The sequence below is a fragment of the Commensalibacter papalotli (ex Botero et al. 2024) genome (assembly GCF_947179115.1).
Classification (GTDB): Bacteria; Pseudomonadota; Alphaproteobacteria; order Acetobacterales; family Acetobacteraceae; genus Commensalibacter; species Commensalibacter papalotli.
This window is the reverse complement of sequence record NZ_CAMXCI010000003.1, coordinates 15,974-31,011: the sequence shown is the minus strand read 5'-3', so window position 1 is coordinate 31,011 and position 15,038 is coordinate 15,974. Positions and strand designations below refer to the sequence as shown.

Annotated in this window: 16 protein-coding genes; all 16 read right to left on the bottom strand. The window is 35.6% G+C overall.

Annotated elements, in window-relative coordinates; all coding sequences use genetic code 11:
- Positions 1-18: 18 nt before the first annotated feature.
- A complete protein-coding gene (locus tag QMN76_RS07105; RefSeq protein ID WP_282023447.1) occupies positions 19-417 on the bottom strand; it encodes a hypothetical protein in 399 nt (132 codons plus the stop codon).
- 166 nt (positions 418-583) lie between these two features.
- Positions 584-4,081 carry a phage fiber-tail adaptor protein gene (locus QMN76_RS07100; protein ID WP_282023448.1) on the bottom strand — a complete coding sequence of 1,166 codons (3,498 nt, stop codon included), beginning with the start codon at positions 4,079-4,081 and terminating at the stop codon, positions 584-586.
- 300 nt (positions 4,082-4,381) lie between these two features.
- Positions 4,382-4,612, bottom strand: a complete 231-nt coding sequence (locus QMN76_RS07095; RefSeq protein WP_282023449.1) for an Arm DNA-binding domain-containing protein — start codon at positions 4,610-4,612, stop codon at positions 4,382-4,384.
- Positions 4,613-4,909: 297 nt separating this feature from the next.
- On the bottom strand, positions 4,910-5,695 hold the full coding sequence (locus tag QMN76_RS07090; RefSeq protein ID WP_282065931.1) for a DNA adenine methylase: 786 nt from the start codon (positions 5,693-5,695) through the stop codon (positions 4,910-4,912).
- A gap of 98 nt (positions 5,696-5,793) precedes the next feature.
- Complete coding sequence (locus tag QMN76_RS07085) at positions 5,794-6,312, bottom strand: hypothetical protein (RefSeq protein ID WP_282065930.1); 519 nt, start codon at positions 6,310-6,312, stop codon at positions 5,794-5,796.
- 84 nt (positions 6,313-6,396) lie between these two features.
- A complete protein-coding gene (locus QMN76_RS07080; RefSeq protein ID WP_282065929.1) occupies positions 6,397-6,555 on the bottom strand; it encodes a hypothetical protein in 159 nt (52 codons plus the stop codon).
- The gene (locus QMN76_RS07075; protein ID WP_282065927.1) at positions 6,542-6,955 is read right to left on the bottom strand and encodes a hypothetical protein; all 414 of its coding nucleotides are present in this window, start codon (positions 6,953-6,955) and stop codon (positions 6,542-6,544) included. The genes QMN76_RS07080 and QMN76_RS07075 overlap by 14 nt, the downstream gene beginning before the upstream one ends.
- On the bottom strand, positions 6,936-7,181 hold the full coding sequence (locus QMN76_RS07070; RefSeq protein WP_282065926.1) for a hypothetical protein: 246 nt from the start codon (positions 7,179-7,181) through the stop codon (positions 6,936-6,938). Before QMN76_RS07070 ends, QMN76_RS07075 begins: the two co-directional genes overlap by 20 nt.
- Before the next feature lie 70 nt (positions 7,182-7,251).
- A complete protein-coding gene (locus tag QMN76_RS07065; protein WP_282065924.1) occupies positions 7,252-8,595 on the bottom strand; it encodes a CotH kinase family protein in 1,344 nt (447 codons plus the stop codon).
- On the bottom strand, positions 8,588-8,980 hold the full coding sequence (locus tag QMN76_RS07060) for a hypothetical protein (protein ID WP_282065922.1): 393 nt from the start codon (positions 8,978-8,980) through the stop codon (positions 8,588-8,590). The genes QMN76_RS07065 and QMN76_RS07060 overlap by 8 nt, the downstream gene beginning before the upstream one ends.
- An 11-nt stretch (positions 8,981-8,991) precedes the next feature.
- Positions 8,992-10,053: a tail fiber domain-containing protein gene (locus QMN76_RS07055; RefSeq protein ID WP_282065921.1), complete on the bottom strand. Its 1,062-nt coding sequence runs from the start codon at positions 10,051-10,053 to the stop codon at positions 8,992-8,994.
- A gap of 24 nt (positions 10,054-10,077) precedes the next feature.
- A complete protein-coding gene (locus tag QMN76_RS07050; protein WP_282065920.1) occupies positions 10,078-11,289 on the bottom strand; it encodes a phage fiber-tail adaptor protein in 1,212 nt (403 codons plus the stop codon).
- Position 11,290: 1 nt separating this feature from the next.
- Positions 11,291-11,716 (bottom strand): hypothetical protein, encoded by a 426-nt coding sequence (locus tag QMN76_RS07045; protein WP_282065919.1) that lies wholly within the window; start codon positions 11,714-11,716, stop codon positions 11,291-11,293.
- 3 nt (positions 11,717-11,719) lie between these two features.
- Positions 11,720-12,178 carry a hypothetical protein gene (locus tag QMN76_RS07040; protein WP_282065918.1) on the bottom strand — a complete coding sequence of 153 codons (459 nt, stop codon included), beginning with the start codon at positions 12,176-12,178 and terminating at the stop codon, positions 11,720-11,722.
- Between the two features lie 25 nt (positions 12,179-12,203).
- Entirely contained in the window at positions 12,204-13,100 is an 897-nt protein-coding gene (locus QMN76_RS07035; protein ID WP_282065917.1) for a glycine-rich domain-containing protein, read from the bottom strand.
- Positions 13,100-15,022 (bottom strand): hypothetical protein, encoded by a 1,923-nt coding sequence (locus QMN76_RS07030; protein WP_282065916.1) that lies wholly within the window; start codon positions 15,020-15,022, stop codon positions 13,100-13,102. Before QMN76_RS07030 ends, QMN76_RS07035 begins: the two co-directional genes overlap by 1 nt.
- Positions 15,023-15,038: the final 16 nt, after the last annotated feature.

The following is a 15,038-nucleotide window of genomic DNA, read 5'->3' as shown; positions in this document are numbered from 1 at the left end:
TTAGTATCTACTTCAATATTAAGAACCTTCTACAATACCCGCGCACACATAAGAAATCTGAATGTTATTGCCAAACCAGATTTTTAAACTATCACCTCCTACACTAAAAAAACGTAGCATACGATCTTTTTCCTTTTTTAAAGTCAAAGGGGTATTAAAGGTAATTGCACGACCATCATCTTCATTGAACAATATTCTGTCGTTGGGAATAGCAATATACCCTCCTTCTTGAGGATATATCCAATTATGAGTAATATTTAATGTTGCTTCACTAGCATTCCATTTAATGACAATATTATTATAGAGTTTTACCTGAAAATCAAATGCAGTTCCATACCATTCAGTCAGAGGAAAGGCTTGTAGAACATGTGCATTAGATAAATTTTTGTTATTTAGACACTCTTGATTAGTAGACATAATTTTCGTCCTTTTATATAATTAAAACAAAAAAGCCGTCCAAATACATTGAACGGCTTTGAAAAAATTAGAATAAAGATAGATTAACCCATCTTATTAAAATAATAAGATTATTTGATCAAACGATCAAATAACTTTAACTGAGTATGACTTCACAAACCATTCATCAGCTTACATAAAAACTAAATCGTCCTTCAGAAATTTGTATTCTTTGCGACCAGTCTGAAGATGTAAAAAGTTGCTTAGGAAACCATGCTATTTTAATTTGCAATTGATCACCAGCTTTAACAGGATATGAAAGTGATCCATTTAAAATATCACTTGGTTTATATACTGTTTTATTATCGGATTTTAAAATACTATATGGTTTTAAACTATGTTTCACTAAACTAGACGGCAACCAAATAGCAGGGTTAGTTTTCTTACATACACATACCCATAATTCATCATGCTCTTGGAAAATTGTTCCATCAACCCCCGTCCCCGAATTATCATTAAATGAAATATTATAATCTAAATGTAAAACACCATCCGTTGGAGATACCCATAAAGACTCTGAGTTATTCCAAAATTGATACCCTTCACCCATAGAGGTCTTAGGGGGCAAAGCCCCTTCATTGACAGCAACCCAAGCTGGTTGAACATATGAATTTCCACGACTAAGCAATAAAAAACCAGACCCTATATAAGTAAACGTATCAGACGATTTTGATGATGAAATAGTGCCATTCCAATGATCACCATCCCACCAACAAGGCATGTTCTGTGCTTCATTCCAAGCTTGCATACGTGGTTTTAAATCAGTTGTACTTATATCAGTTGTTAAAGGGAGTTGAGAAATAATTGTTTTTACTTTTAACTCCATATGACCATCTTGCAAATCATCAATTTTTAGACCTAGAGTACTTACACCAATCACATCCCAATCAGTTAACACCGCGGGGTAGTCTTTATTTGCACGAACAAAAAGTATATCTTGAGAAACTTTTCCATTAACCATTAGATTTTTACAGGCAACAACATATCCCGTTGTAACAGTATTGGGTAATCCATTATCCGAACCGATAGCTACAGAAGCATCGTAAATAACAGGGCATAATCGAGTATATGTATTATCATTATATGTTGATATTGAACGATTAGCCTTTATCTTATTACATGCTATCATAGCCCCAGTGCCATCTGTGCTGTCAATACTTACGATATTATCAGTTAGTGTACCTGTATATCTCAACCTCGCAGATTTAATGGACCCATCAGAAGTATAGTTACTTAATGTTAAAGGCAAACCTTCTTGAACGTTAATTCCATCATTATAACTCATGTAAATTTTAGTTTTTTTATTGGTTTGATCATAAAACGACATTTTACCTTTTCCATCAGTAAAAATCGTATTATTATCAAATTGTGAGTAACCTTGAGCTTGAAATAGACCTCCAACTGTCAATTGGTTTTTTATCGACAATGAATCTCCAATATTAAGTGATTTTGTGGCTGTAATATCACCTATAACTCTTAACCTACCCATTCCAGGAGAAGTTAATCCTGATGTATTGTCTACAATAACTCTAACATCATAATCATTTGCTTTGCCGTCGGCATTTAAGTAAGTTGTATGAAAATCAATATAACCAGCCTCCATACCATTACCACCAAGCTCTATACATCTTGCATTTAAACTACCGTTTCCCGCAATTTTACAATACCCACTAGCAGCGCTGATGCTACCTGAAATACTTATATTTCCTTTTCCATCGGTTTGAATTTTATCATTATCTAGGCTCGCTGTACCTACTGCAATCAAATTTTTGCCAACAGTTAAATTTGATGAAGCTCTTACTAATTCAGCAATTATAGATAAATTACCCTTGCCATTTAAACCTGATATATTATCTACTGAAACTCTGGCATCATAATCGTTTGCCTTACCATCTTCATTAAGATAAGTCGTATGAAAATCAATATATCCAGCCCCAGTAGAATTATTACCAAGCTCAATACAAGAAAGCTCTGCAGCACCATTATTTTTTATTTTTGAACCACTTACTCCGAACGACAAAAGACCAACAATATTGACCTCTTTAGATGATAATCGTATAGTACCACTATCAAACTTGTCTTTTTCACCACTCCCATCTAGAACTGAAATTGAAGCATCTGATTGATTAGTTGTTTTTCCATCTCTTAAACTTATAGATCCAGATTTTCCAGAATTATTTACTTGCCCAACTTCTAAAGCTTGTAGTTTTAGGGTTCCCTCTCCTCCAGAAATTATATTACCATTATCAACAAATATTCCTCCCTTTGAATAAATATTACCCTCACAATCTATTGTAAATTTTTCATCTACTATTGAGAGTATTGAATAGAGATTATTATCATCAATAACATTCCCTTTTGGAGTAATTTTAAAAGCTGTTACTAATGAGACTTCTCCTGTTGAATTGGTTTGATTCTTATAGAATGTAAGATTACCATTACCATCTGATTGAATTAACCCATCATCAGAAACAATAGATTTAACTTTTGCATCAACAGTTCCATCATTAATAAAACTGACCCCTTGTTTTCCTTGTGGAATAGAGAAATCAAAAGTCGTAGTAGTTTGATTTGTAGTGGCAGTTACAGCAGCTAGTTGATCATCTGATATTGTACTGACTGTTCCCACTTGAATGGTAGGTGTTATTCCTTGTTTACCTTTGACCAGCCCAAGATTTAGGATATTGTTGTTATTACCATCTGTAATTATTTCTGCAGTTGCCTCTAAATCAGAATTAAGTGTTTCAATCTTACCAATAGCAATAGTAGGTGTAAGTCCATCTTTTCCAGGAGCACCTTGAGGGCCAGCAACTGTTGCCAAAGGGCCCTCCCATTTATTATCATTGGTAAAAATATAAGTACTCGCATTATGCCCATCATTATCGAGTAATAAATACATATCTCCTGGACGAGGCATACCACGTTTATCTTCAAGACCGACGGTTTCATCTGGCGCTTTTATTCCAGAATACCACCAAGACCCAGCATCCCCTTTAAAGCCTTGAGGTAATGCAAAGTTAAACTGAGTTGTAGTGCCAGAAGTAACCGCAGTTACCTTGGCATCTTGTCCAGCAGATAAGGTTGTCGTTGTCCCTGCTATAATTGTTGGGGTAACACCTTCCTCTCCATGAGGAATATCAATATTCAAAATAGCAGCACTTGGAATACCAACATTTGTAACAACTGCTGGTTGATCAGGGGAAACTGTCGACACTTTACCAATCGTAATCGTACCCGCAGGACCAGTATCTCCCAAAACAATTTTATCTTCTTGTTCTTGCGATATAATCCCTTCAGACATGACTGTCAAAGTGCATACAAATTCTATAACTTCGTTTTCTTTAGTCATAATAAGAAAACGAATACCCGTTTTTGTATTCAGACTTCCCCCACCAATACAACATCTAAATGTTTTCCCAGTAAAGGTGATTTCATCAATAGTCATTTTTTGATCAGAAGGCTGTCCAACAATATTAATAATACTATCTGTTGCCTTCATCCGATTAACAACAGAAAAATTATAGAAAATCTCTTCTATTGGTGATTTACAAGGCAATTCTATAACCTTATTCCCTAAACACCCACTGGGTAATATAACAATCACTGGCCTTAAATTACAAGACATGCCGTGTCATTCCTTTTAATATACTAGAAATAAAAAAAGCCGCCTCAATAATTTGAGCGGCTTTTAAAATAAAAAAGGTGCTTAATGCACCTATATAATTAACTTATAAATATTTTATACTAGTAATAATATACTCTATTTTGATCAAAAAATCTATATATATATATATTAAATATCGATATTTTTAATTTATATATTATAATAAAAAATAGTATAATAAATCGAATATTGTCAAATGTATTACCCTGTTGTGTAGATTTAATGTCTTTTCTTTGCTTCTTGGTAAGTCCAGGGTCAATATTATCGACCAGCCTCACGCTTAACATCATCTCTTACCTGTCTAGCTTCAGCTAAATATACAAGAGGATAAGCTCCAAAAGACAAAACTTTTTGTTTACCATTAAACCGATATGCCATTTGCCAAAGTTTGGACCCGTTTTTCTTAACCTGAAAATACAGTCCTTGGGCATCAGTTTTCTTTTTATCAGTAGCTTCTGGTTTAAAGGCTTTTATTTGTTTATCTGTCAACATAATAGGATAATACCAACAAAATTAATCCCATACCAACAATAATACCAACTAATTCTTTGCTTTGAAATGCTTAACTTTGTACGAGTTTGCTCAGTATAAAAGCAAAAAACAGCTGTTGTTGTAGAGTTTATGATGTCTTTTGTAGGAAAATGTATAGATATATGGCGGAGGGGATGTCTTTCATTTAGATAATACAATATATTGATTAGTATAATTTTATTATAATAAATACTAACATATGACCTATAATATGCCCACTTTTGAATATATAGATTTACCCATTAAATTATATTAAAATCAGAATCGATAATTACTGATAATCAACTCCTGACTTTGCTTTGTGGTTTTGGCATTACAAGAATATTTAATCTGAACGGCTTCAAAATAAAACCCATTGAAAATTTCTCTTATCTCTGGCACATTATTTATAGACAAGATAAAGAACCCTCTGATATTTCTAAGTAAACTCCCCAGTTTCTGAAAATCATCTTTGGTAAAGAAATTTTTGTAATACGTTTCTGTGCCATAATACGGTGGGTCCAGGTAAAATAACGTACCTGGTTTATCTTGTCGTTTTATAAAATCCTCATAGGGTAAACATTCAATAAACACACCTGATAACCGTTTATGAAGTAATTTGATTTTCTTTTCCAAGATAAATTTATTAAAACAACCCCGACTAGTATTTATCCCACTATGATCAACTTTTCCACCAAAAGAATGTTTCTGTAGATACAAGAAACAATAAGCCCGCTCTATATCGGTTAAATAATCTCTTGGAATATTTCGCAGTCGATAAAACTCATCTCGTGAAGAAAGAGAATATTCACATAGCCCTACTAATGCATCGTAATGACGCTGTACAACACGAAATAAATTTATCACGTCCTTATTAATATCATTAATAACCTCAACAGGAGGTTTTTTTGTTCGCCTTAAAAATACTCCACCCATTCCCATAAAAGGCTCTACGTATCTTTCGTGAGGTGTTTGATTTATTTTTGCAATTATTTGCTTTGCTAGTTGCCTTTTGCCACCAATATAGGCAGCAATCGGATCGGTTGGTTGAATAGTCTCTAACATAAAATTCCTTTTTTAATATTAGTAAGTTGATAAAAAAAAACAGCTCAAAACTGCTATTGTAAATTCTTTGAACTACCCGGAAATTCCGGGTGGTTAGATTAAGCATCAATTGCCTGCTTGAAACGATCAACGTTATCCTGCCAGACTGCTTTACCAAGATCGGTATTATAATACTTCTTGTGATACTGGGCCATTGCAGTATCATCCGTAGCCTCAGGCAGCGCAGTGGGTATTCTTAAATAAAACACACGACACATTGCTGCGGCAAAGAAAATATTGCCCGTCATTGTCGTGGGTATTGGGATGCCGTTATTATCTGTATTGAAAGCGCCTGCGATATTCTTCAATAACGCAGCTAAGTGACTGCGTTTGGGTGTGCTGAGAAAGTTCTTCCAAATATCACTATAAGTAGCTGGTTCCATCTGCATCGCACCCACAGCAGGACCATTGCCAAGCTGCTTGAGATACGTGCAGCCCCCAGCATATCCCTCCGCCAGAAAAGTGCCAGTGACCTGGTTAATGGCTCTGGAGCCACCCAAGTTAATATACTCAAGGGCTGGTTTGACGATCTCATGCTTTAAGTGCGGAATATATATTCCACCTATGACTTTGGTCATGTTCATTTCCTATGTTGATTTTTAATGATAATTTTGAGGCGTTATTTTATTGAGTAGTTAGTTTTTCCTACCTCTGGGAAAAACTCATTTCCCCCGCCAAGTTCTAATCACAGCGCATATTGCACGGATAACGAATGACATTGGAATACTGATTGCTACAACGGGAATGACCCAAGGATCATGGATTTTGATCCATTCGGCGTTACTCTCCCACCACCAACGCAGGATTTCAAAGAGATTCATGGCATTTCTCTATCCCCCGTATGGCCCGACAAAGCGCGTAAAGATTGATCGTTGCGAATACACCCCATGCAATCAGGCTGAAGTGCCATTGGCCATAAAAGAGAATATTTAAAAATCCCCATATTAATAATGATGATGCAAAGAATGCAGTTATTCCCCTGCCTATCAAACTTTCATAATTCAATGCACAATATTGAAGTAAGCCAGTATAAACAAACAGAAGCTCCCACACCTTATCAGGCATGAATTGCAAGAAACCATCGATAAAAGATTGTTGGATAATAATGCTCGTTGGCTCACATAGCCCATAAACCCCAACGGCCATCAATAAAATAGAACTCCACCATTCAGCAAACCAGTGATCATGATTTCGCAGAGAATTAACGATCCTTCTGACCATCTTTATTCTCCTTAATTTCATCTGGCTTTTTAAAGGATGCCAGCACATGAATAACTTGCCAAAGGCTATGCCATTTACTGGTCATTTCTGGCTCTTTCCAAAAACGCATCATCAACGTACACAACGTTACGATAGCCGTCACCACAGCAACAATATTCCCAGCAATATCCCCTGGAATTACACCCATTAAATACTGCATGATCTGAGTAATTAAGTCCGTATCCATTGTCTTTCCCCATAAAAAAGGCATAAAAAAAGACGCTATGTGCGTCCCGTTCTCATGCCTGATTGTTGTTTTAAATATTAAATTGTTGGTCCAGCCATTTTAAACGATCAGAGAAAAAGTTTTTGATATAGACAAATGACCATTTTCGACCGTAATCAGAAACATCTAATCCCGTACCAATCCCTGTCTGTCCCGTAGCACTCCATAACTTCAAATCTTGCTCTAAGGATTTAGGATTAATTAAATCCACTTGCGATTTAATCATTTGATCAAAAGTAAAGGTATCCAGTATTTTATTCGAACGAAGATAATAATATCGATCCCTTACTTCGCCCCAAAAAGTATCTAATATTTTTTCAAAGAATACTGGATGTTGATTACCAATATTGCCCTTTTCTCTCATCACCCAACCAATAGTTAGAGGATCTGTTTGAGCGCTTGTTGTTTTTCCATAAACAATCCCAAAGGTTTCATCTTCATCATATGGAAAAATAGACCAAATTGGGTTTGCGTCTGTTCCGTTCCATGTCGCCATCTCAAAATTATTCTGAATTGAATCATAAGATGCGCTAACTTCACATAAAAGAATATAATCAATCCATGATTTTAAATCTATGTGGTCATGGTATGTAGAACGTAAATCAATTGTTCCATTAACACAGCCGCAGGCCCAAGTGATAAAATCTTGTAATTTTTGAGTTGTGTCAGCCGTAACCGTTCCTGGGCAATAAAAATCCCATTCACTTTGTGTATATTTCCCAGAAAGCCAAAAATTAGATGCTTTTTGTGGTTGAGTTTGAATATGATTAGGGTTGTCTGGATCCATCAAAAATGTATCGTTATCAACATCAGATCGAATGACATACATACCTAAAAATTGGTCATTAAAGTATAGCTCAACAGGTGAACCATCTGTTGTGAACAGCGCAGAGGTCATCGAGGCACAATTTTTATCTTTGAAATAGTTATAATTACGATCAGACGATAACAAACCATTAAAATGCGTAGAATACATGTTACGCCACAATCTTGTTGTGGTCGTGTCACGCAAAAGGGTTCTATCTGTGCCATACCCTTTTAAAGTAATAGAGCTTGAGGGAAACCAATCACCAAACTTAACTTTTAATTTTTTTCCTGTTTTTGGATTAATTAATTTAAGTTTCCAATTTTTCTTTGAAGAATTAACGCTAGATTGGCCTTGTATTCCCCACGTTCCAGCCGCAGAAAATAAAGGAATTGTCCCAGAATAAAAGCTACAATTCATAGAACTGCCGTCTTTAGAGTTCGGCAAATCCCCAGAGATTAATATCCTTAAAGGCGCTTTGTCTTCAATCAAATAATCCCAACTATCACTTGTGTTACCTTGTCCGTATTGAACAAGACTGCCATTATTAATAAATCCAGTCTCAGCCATTGATTAGAGACCTTCCATAAATTTTCAAATATCCGTCATAAATAAATTCAACTACTGAAAAAGAACCTATTGTTGATTGAATATAAAGGTTATCTTTCCCTGTAATGACGTTTTCAGAAAAGGTTACAACAGAATTATTAGCATTATTAACAATTAACAGGGTCATTCTTTGGAGTTGCCCCTTTTTTCCAGGTTTTATGGTAATTTTTGATTGACCTGTAATTGAACAAATATAAGAAATATCTCCAACATTTGCAAAATTAAGCTCTGTATTACCATTAATATTCATCGGAAGAGAAGGACAACCCGAATTCAAACGGTCAACAATTTGAAACTCGTATAAAATTTCACCTTTGCTGCCAATAATTTTTTTCGAATTGTTCATAATTAGTCACCTTATCTTTGTTCAAGTGCAGCTAAACGGCTTTCTAACGTTGAAATTTTATTCTTTGTACCTTGTAATAAGGCAACCAATATTTCTTCATAGCGTAAAGATTGAATAAACTTTAAACCTTCTTTATCAATAATCTTTCCTGTGGTTTCTTCAAAACTTCCGTCTTCTTTTTCTATCAATTGAGTAGTTTCATTTTTATTTTGAATCCACATAGCAATTAAAGAAGGTTCAAACCCACCGTCATGTAATATTTGCGCTACATCTTGAGCAAAATACCCAGTATGAATACGGGCTTCATCCCCCTTTTCTGCAACTACTTCATTTAATGTAAATGTTTTTGCCTCTAACTTCTCAAACAATAGATCAGCAATATTTTCTTCTAATTGAACCTCAGTTTTTACATTTTTATCAGAAGTTACAGTAAGAGCTGTTTTTGAATAAATATTATTCCAAGGATTAGTCGTTGACCCTAAATTTACATTGCCAGATAAAGGATCTACTGTCTCTGCATCAAAAGCAAATCTACCCTTTGCTATGGTTTTATCATATGCAGAAGTGTAAACGAATCTACCCTCTTGAGATACGCTAGTTCCAGCGTTATTTGCTGCAACTTGGTATTTATTAAGAATTTGTGATGAATTCGAACCAACTGCATTACCATTTACATCAAACTTATAACCCCAACTACTAAAAACAACATTGTCAGTTCTTGGATTTGGCCCCACAAATTGACCATTCGCGTCTAATGGTAAATATCCTTTTGATTGGAATGCTGTGTTCACAGCAACATAATTAGCGTCTGGTTTTAAACCATCAACTTTTGTTTTTAAAGCAATAACTTGAGTGTCTGTTTTATCCGCTTGTTCTTTAACATTTCGAATATCAGTAGTATTATTATCTACTTTTGTTTTCAATTCATTAGCGTTAATTTGATTAGTAGTATTATTGTTATTATCAGTAACCAACTGAGACAATGTTTTTAGTGTTTTCCCTCCATCATTACTTGCAGAACATGCAGAAAGATCAAGATTGATAGGTTTACCTATTGTGTTTGTATCGGCCATTTTTATTAGTCCTTTTAAATTAAATTAAGCAGCGCAAAGAACGCCGTTATTGTTGATTGTTGTTGGGAAATAGACAGAACCGTCAGTCATCACGATATTTGAATTGAGAGATAAACCCTCAGGGAGTTTTTTGCTTCCATTCAAATAAGCGTCTGGGGCAGTATAAATATTACCATTTAAAACCAAGTCATCAGGAAGCTCCCCAATATTATCGGGAGCAATTACAATTTCATGTAGAGTGTAAATACCTTGTGGAGTAGTTTCTAAAGTTGATCCGTCTGACAATGTTGTCACAATTTTATCTTTAGAAAATGATAAAGTGGAAATTGAATTGCCTTGTTGTCCAACTTTACCTTGTGGGATACCTAGATTTAAGGAATGATTACCTTTCCCATCACTAGTAATTGTTGCAGTCGCTTGTTGATCTGGTGCTAGTGTTGTAATTTCACCAATATTAAGAATATATTGACCAGCTTCGCCCGTGGTTCCACTTGGAATGCCAAAGTTTAAAGTTACGACATTATCCACTGTAGTCGCATCAACCGTGGCAGCATATCCAGCAGGCAGTGTCTTGGTTTCTCCGATTTTAACGGTTTGAACCTCGCCATCTTTCCCTGTTGGTAAAGTAATATCTAAAATGGCATTTGATGAATTCCCGCTATTAACTACAGCCGCCTTACTTCCAGGATCACCTGTTGTAACCTTTCCAATCTCAATAGTAGCTGCTTTTCCTTCATCACCTTGTGGAATTTCGAAATTGAGAATAGCTGCCTCTGGCGTGCCAATATTTGTAACCGTTGCTGGCTTATCCGATAAAACTTGCTCTACTTTTCCAATTGTAATGGTTCCTGCTGGTGATGAAGGGTCCAAAATAATAGATTGGGATCCATCATCATACAAAATCCCTGCTGAACGAATAGGAAGCTTACAATTAAACTCAATAATATTGTTAAGTTTCGTTTGAATAATAAATCGAATACCAACATTTTTGTTTAAATATCCCCCTTTTATTTTACATTTAAAGGTTTGCCCATCGATCTTGATATCATGAACAGATACACCACTATTGCCAGCTGGTTGAGCTATGACATAATCAATTTCTTCAACAGGAGAAAGACGGTTAGATACGGTAAATAAATAAGATTTTGTTTCTAATGGGCTTTTACAAGCTATTTCCATAACTTCTTTGTCTAAGCATCCACCTGGAACGATTAAAATCGGAGGAGAACAACTCATTTTAAATTCCTTTATTTGTTTTAATTTGAGATCCTTGCATTAAAATATTTCCCGATAACCAAGGGCTGCCGTCTCCTGGATCAGAGGTTGGTAATATTTGAAATGCTTGCTGTAACGACTTTTTCATTGCATATGGGGCAATGGTTCCAAGTTGCGTTGGATCACCAGACGCAAAGGCAAGACATCCATCTTTAACCCATAAAGTTTTTCCATCTGCGGGGTCTGTTCTAGGTAAAATTTGCCCCAATGTCTCTAATGTTTGTGCCATAATGGATGCACAAAACTCATTGGCTGTAATCGTTTGCGTATCATACGAGGTCACGCATCCAAGCTCATTTTTTTGAGGTCTCATAACAATGATTAAATCATCACATGCAACCTCTTTGATCCTTAATTCAGGATCACTGATTGGTCTTATTGTTTTCATAAATTATCCAAAGAAAAAAAATGCCTCATCAGATGATCTGAGAGGCTGTGTATTCGGAAGTTGAATTAAATTAGGAATAAAGTCTGGGGGCGGATCTCGACGGGCAAAATTCCCCATTTCTATCGATTGAGTCAGCGTTATTTGGAAAGACCGCCCACCAAAAGTTTGCGCATAACAATAAAGAATTCCCACTTTTTCTGGTGATCCCTTACCCAAACTAAACAAAATACATTCATGAGCATAGCTGAGCCAAAGCAACTCCATTCCTTCTTGTTTTGCTGAAACAAAGCGAATACGATCAAAACTATCTTGTAAAAATGTAGAAATATCGAGGCTGTAATCTAAATCCTCACAATCATAACGCATTGGCAAAACCAGATTACGAATAAAATTTGTATTCGTATTGTAATATCCCCCTTTATTTTGCAATTGAAGGCATCGTTTATTTGAGACCGTCCACATTTTACCTACTCAATCATTTTAATTATTAATTCGTAAGGTTAAATAACGCATAACCACCTGTGCCGAACCCACCGATCCAATATCCAGGCTTTTGTCTGTCCTTAGTACATCCACCCCCTCCACCAGCCCCATAACCAGATGCATTGTCTCCCTGATCTGCCCAGGTTGGTTGTCCACCAGTTCCCAACGGGGTATCAGCACCATTACCACCAAGTTTATTATTATTATTTGCCTTTAATCCGTCTCCTCCTGTTAATCCGTTAGGCGAACCACCTACACCCCCTTTGGGATGATCACCTGTATAGTTAGTAGCAAGAGCATTTTGCCCCCCTTTTCCAGCCGTCATACGGATAACTTCCTGGTTATCAATTAAGAGATAAGTATCACTACCGCTTCCGCCTTCAGTTTCATATTTAGATGTGGGAGCACCACCCGAACCAATATAAATTGAAATCGTTGATCCACCTGAAATGGGAAAATTTATATTTTGTTGATACCCACCAGATCCACCGCCGCCACCACTTCTACCATACCCATCTTCATCCCCGCCACCGCCAGATCCACCGCCAGCCATAATCCAGCTTAACTGTAAGGTCCCTGATTCATTTGGTGCTTGAAAAGTATAATCTCCAGGTGTCGTTAATTCCCTGTAAATCGCATTTGACCAGCTCATTGCTTGAACACGATTTTCTTTAGTAAATCCCGATGGAACCCAAGGAATAGTATAATTTTGGTTTCTTAATGTTTGGACATGATCGGATAAATCTTGCCAATCTTTTGCAGTTATTCGATAATCTTTAGATTTATAATTTTGAAATTGGAACAGTGGAATTTGACTATAAAAATGAATCACTTCATTATAATCATCAGCATTAATTCTACCTGATAGCAGTAAAGAGTTGTTTCTATATTCAAATGACATTAACAATTCCCCACTGACTTGATAGAACATTCAACCAACCTTATTTTTTGATCGAAACTATCTTCTAACGAAAACCCTATAATATTTTCAGATTGATTTGCTTTTGTAGCAATCCCATCAATTTTCGATAAAGTAATGGGGTCACCTTTTTTAATCTCACCCATTATTTTCACAGGAACGCGACCAGCCAAAGCAACAGGCAACGCTAAATTTTCATTTTTAATAGAAGTATTCATAAGAAATGCTGGGTTTGTTGATACAATTCCCAAAAAAAAACCACCCTTACAGGCGGTTGTGATTTCTTGTTCTCCTCCGATTTTAACAATCGTTCCTGGGTCATATAATTGATCTGAACGATAATATTCGGCTAAATCGGCGTAATTTGCCTCAGCGGCAACACCCGTAAAGTACTTGGCTACAATAGTTCCTTTTTCATTGAGAGAATAATTGTATGAATCACTACCATTTGTAACATTAAAGTTCAAATTACCATAAGAAGTAATTTGGCTGGTCGTAATGCTATTTACACCAAGATCCCCCGCATTATTAAATCCCATACTTGATGTTTGACCACCGCCTGAAACTTGGAATACTAAAGCTGTTTCAATACCAGGTTTTTCTTGTAAATAAATGTTCCCATTAACCCCTCGTTTTTGTAAATCAAAATGAATACCATTCCCATGAATAAATCCATTACCATCAGCCACAGTATTATTGCTTTGAATAGTTACATTATTATCTTGAATGGTAGCATGATTGGTTTGAATATAACTCGCATTAATATACTTGCAACTAAACGTCCCTAAATTGTCAAAAGTATAATTATAAGTATTTTCACCACCTGAAATTAAAAATACTAAATTATTCGAAACACCGACATGCTCCTGAAAATAAGCCATCCCTCGCATAGTTTGATCTTCATCAAATTGCCAAATCACAGAATTCGTATTCCGATATTGTCCTGTATCTGGACGAGGATTATCAGATTTTAGATATAAATCATTATCGTTAACTTGAAAGGAGCCTTTGGCCATCACAGGCGAATCAAAAGTAATGCTATCAGCACCATTATTCTTAATGGTATTAACTTTAATAGATTTTTCTACGTCTATATTACTTGTTTTTATATTATCTGTGCGTATTTGAATAACAGAAAGAAGTCCAGCATTATTAAAGCCCATACTTGATGTTTGACCACCGCCTGAAACTTGAAATACTAAAGCCGTTTCAATACCAGGTTGTTCTTGTAAATAAATGTTCCCATTAACCCCTCGTTTTTGTAAATCAAAATGAATACCATTCCCATGAATAAATCCATTACCATCAGCCACAGTATTATTGCTTTGAATAGTTACATTATTATCTTGAATGGTGGCAGTATTAACTGTAATAGCGTAACCAGAAAAAGAGGAATATTGACCATTTAAAATAATGCTTCCATTTTCAAACGAAATTAACGTAACATTTTTATCGTTTTTAATATACCAACCATCGCCTTTTCCAATAAGCTGAGTTTTATCATCGCTCCCCCAAAGAGATTGGCCCCCAGTGTGCATTGCTCCTGTTAAAGTATCACCAGTTTTTTTATAATAAGGAGATAGATCAATATTGATGTTAAGCCCTGCTAATTTTTCATTTAAGGTCTTGTTGTCAATTTTTTTTCCAAGCTCTGTTATGAAATCCTTAATAATAGAAGCTAATTGACTCCAATCATTTTTATCGAGTTTTTTCCCACCTGCTAATATGGCATTTGTGACCTCTGCTGTTAGAGAATTATAATGAGCAGCAGTCAAGATAGTAGCAGGAATTCCTTGTGCTGGATCTCCATCAGTTGCATATTGTGGGGTCTGATCAATAACCTTTTTAGGAGCTCTATCAGCTTTTTCCAAAGGAACGCTGTGATCTGAAATTATTAAATCCATTTAACTCTCTCTTTAA

Excerpts from the sequence above, each read along its gene's own strand:
- QMN76_RS07105 (WP_282023447.1), bottom strand. The coding sequence starts at position 417 with ATGTCTACTAATCAAGAGTGTCTAAATAACAAAAATTTATCTAATGCA.
- QMN76_RS07100 (WP_282023448.1), bottom strand. The coding sequence starts at position 4,081 with ATGTCTTGTAATTTAAGGCCAGTGATTGTTATATTACCCAGTGGGTGT.
- QMN76_RS07095 (WP_282023449.1), bottom strand. The coding sequence starts at position 4,612 with ATGTTGACAGATAAACAAATAAAAGCCTTTAAACCAGAAGCTACTGAT.
- QMN76_RS07090 (WP_282065931.1), bottom strand. The coding sequence starts at position 5,695 with ATGTTAGAGACTATTCAACCAACCGATCCGATTGCTGCCTATATTGGT.
- QMN76_RS07085 (WP_282065930.1), bottom strand. The coding sequence starts at position 6,312 with ATGACCAAAGTCATAGGTGGAATATATATTCCGCACTTAAAGCATGAG.
- QMN76_RS07080 (WP_282065929.1), bottom strand. The coding sequence starts at position 6,555 with ATGAATCTCTTTGAAATCCTGCGTTGGTGGTGGGAGAGTAACGCCGAA.
- QMN76_RS07075 (WP_282065927.1), bottom strand. The coding sequence starts at position 6,955 with ATGGTCAGAAGGATCGTTAATTCTCTGCGAAATCATGATCACTGGTTT.
- QMN76_RS07070 (WP_282065926.1), bottom strand. The coding sequence starts at position 7,181 with ATGGATACGGACTTAATTACTCAGATCATGCAGTATTTAATGGGTGTA.
- QMN76_RS07065 (WP_282065924.1), bottom strand. The coding sequence starts at position 8,595 with ATGGCTGAGACTGGATTTATTAATAATGGCAGTCTTGTTCAATACGGA.
- QMN76_RS07060 (WP_282065922.1), bottom strand. The coding sequence starts at position 8,980 with ATGAACAATTCGAAAAAAATTATTGGCAGCAAAGGTGAAATTTTATAC.
- QMN76_RS07055 (WP_282065921.1), bottom strand. The coding sequence starts at position 10,053 with ATGGCCGATACAAACACAATAGGTAAACCTATCAATCTTGATCTTTCT.
- QMN76_RS07050 (WP_282065920.1), bottom strand. The coding sequence starts at position 11,289 with ATGAGTTGTTCTCCTCCGATTTTAATCGTTCCAGGTGGATGCTTAGAC.
- QMN76_RS07045 (WP_282065919.1), bottom strand. The coding sequence starts at position 11,716 with ATGAAAACAATAAGACCAATCAGTGATCCTGAATTAAGGATCAAAGAG.
- QMN76_RS07040 (WP_282065918.1), bottom strand. The coding sequence starts at position 12,178 with ATGTGGACGGTCTCAAATAAACGATGCCTTCAATTGCAAAATAAAGGG.
- QMN76_RS07035 (WP_282065917.1), bottom strand. The coding sequence starts at position 13,100 with ATGTCATTTGAATATAGAAACAACTCTTTACTGCTATCAGGTAGAATT.
- QMN76_RS07030 (WP_282065916.1), bottom strand. The coding sequence starts at position 15,022 with ATGGATTTAATAATTTCAGATCACAGCGTTCCTTTGGAAAAAGCTGAT.